This is a genomic window from Enterobacter cloacae complex sp. P40C2 (assembly GCF_014930695.1).
GTDB classification, from domain to species: Bacteria; Pseudomonadota; Gammaproteobacteria; order Enterobacterales; family Enterobacteriaceae; genus Enterobacter; species Enterobacter pasteurii.
In genome coordinates, this window is the sequence record NZ_JADBRP010000028.1 from 1 (window position 1) to 929 (window position 929).

Below are 929 nucleotides of genomic sequence, written 5' to 3' on the forward strand. Positions count from 1 at the left end.
AGAACTTTAGCAACAACGCCCGCGCCAACGGTACGGCCGCCTTCACGGATTGCGAAACGCAGACCGTCGTCCATCGCGATTGGGTGGATCAGAGTCACAACCATCTTGATGTTGTCGCCTGGCATTACCATCTCTACGCCTTCTGGCAGTTCGATGGTACCGGTCACGTCAGTTGTACGGAAGTAGAACTGTGGACGGTAGCCTTTGAAGAACGGAGTATGACGGCCGCCTTCGTCTTTGGACAGAATGTACACTTCAGATTCGAACTTGGTGTGTGGCTTGATTGAACCTGGCTTCGCCAGTACCTGACCACGTTCGATTTCTTCACGTTTGATACCACGCAGCAGAACACCTACGTTCTCACCAGCACGGCCTTCGTCCAGCAGTTTGCGGAACATTTCAACGCCAGTACAGGTAGACTTCGCAGTCTCTTTGATACCAACGATTTCAACTTCTTCACCAACTTTGATGATACCGCGCTCTACACGACCGGTAACAACGGTACCACGACCGGAGATGGAGAATACGTCTTCGATTGGCAGCAGGAATGGCTTGTCAATCGCACGCTCTGGTTCTGGGATGTAAGAATCCAGGTAGCCAGCCAGTTCGATGATTTTCTCTTCCCACTCTGCTTCGCCTTCCAGCGCTTTCAGCGCGGAACCACGAACGATTGGGGTATCGTCGCCCGGGAAATCGTACTGAGACAGCAGTTCACGAACTTCCATCTCTACCAGTTCCAGCAGCTCTTCGTCATCAACCATGTCGCATTTGTTCAGGAACACGATGATGTAAGGAACGCCTACCTGACGCCCCAGCAGGATGTGCTCACGGGTCTGAGGCATTGGGCCGTCAGTCGCAGCAACAACCAGGATCGCGCCGTCCATCTGCGCAGCACCGGTGATCATGTTTTTAACATAGTCGGCGTGGCC

General features: G+C 53.3%; 1 protein-coding gene. It reads right to left on the bottom strand.

Features of this window, described 5'->3' with window-relative positions:
- A partial coding sequence (tuf, locus tag IM304_RS22160) for an elongation factor Tu (protein ID WP_193362885.1) occupies window positions 1-929 on the bottom strand: 929 nt, incomplete at both ends.